Source organism: Streptomyces sp. ADI95-17, assembly GCF_003846175.1.
GTDB classification, from domain to species: domain Bacteria; phylum Actinomycetota; class Actinomycetes; order Streptomycetales; family Streptomycetaceae; genus Streptomyces; species Streptomyces sanglieri.
Genome location: NZ_ML123044.1, coordinates 271,763 through 272,741, shown reverse-complemented (window position 1 = coordinate 272,741; position 979 = coordinate 271,763). Strand labels below are relative to the sequence as shown.

2 protein-coding genes are annotated in these 979 nt (G+C 66.3%); both read left to right on the top strand.

The window, feature by feature from the left end; all coding sequences use genetic code 11:
- A partial coding sequence (locus EES42_RS01160) for a thiamine pyrophosphate-dependent enzyme (RefSeq protein WP_241196190.1) occupies window positions 1-326 on the top strand: 326 nt, incomplete at its 5' end.
- Between the two features lie 22 nt (window positions 327-348).
- On the top strand, window positions 349-876 hold the full coding sequence (gene ilvN / locus EES42_RS01155; protein ID WP_072486863.1) for an acetolactate synthase small subunit: 528 nt from the start codon (window positions 349-351) through the stop codon (window positions 874-876).
- Window positions 877-979: the final 103 nt, after the last annotated feature.

Here is a 979-nt window from a genome sequence, read left to right as displayed (position 1 = left end):
CCCTGTTCTACAACCAGCGGTACTCCAACACGGTGCTGCACTCCGGCGCGGACACCGAGGGCGTCCCCGCCAAGGGCACCCGCGTCCCGGACTTCGTCAAGCTGTCCGAGGCCATGGGCTGCTACGCGATCCGCTGCGAGGACCCGGCCGACCTGGACAAGGTCATCGAAGAGGCCAACTCCATCAACGACCGCCCCGTCGTGGTGGACTTCATCGTCCACGAGGACGCCATGGTGTGGCCGATGGTCGCCGCCGGCACCTCCAACGACGAGGTCATGGCCGCCCGCGGGGTCCGTCCCGACTTCGGCGACAACGAAGACGACTGAGAGACAGAGAGAGACCGACTCCATGTCCACCAAGCACACGCTCTCCGTCCTGGTCGAGAACAAGCCCGGTGTCCTCGCCCGGATCACCGCCCTGTTCTCCCGCCGCGGCTTCAACATCGACTCGCTCGCGGTCGGCACCACCGAACACCCCGACATCTCCCGCATCACCATCGTCGTGAGTGTCGAGGACCTGCCCCTGGAGCAGGTCACCAAGCAGCTCAACAAGCTGGTCAACGTCCTGAAGATCGTCGAACTAGAGCCGTCCGCTGCGATCCAGCGGGAGCTCGTCCTGGTGAAGGTCCGCGCCGACAACGAGACCCGCTCCCAGATCGTCGAGATCGTCCAGCTGTTCCGCGCCAAGACCGTGGACGTCTCCCCGGAGGCCGTCACGATCGAGGCGACCGGCGGCGCCGACAAGCTGGAGGCCATGCTGAAGATGCTGGAGCAGTACGGCATCAAGGAGCTGGTCCAGTCCGGCACCATCGCCATAGGGCGCGGCGCGCGCTCGATCACCGACCGTTCGCTGCGCGCCCTCGACCGTACGGCGTAGCCGCCACCCCCCTCGCCGCTCGTATGGCGAGACCCGAGAACGTATCTGACGCACCCCGCCGTACGGTGGGACGCAACACCTGCACACCAAGGAGAAACCCAGT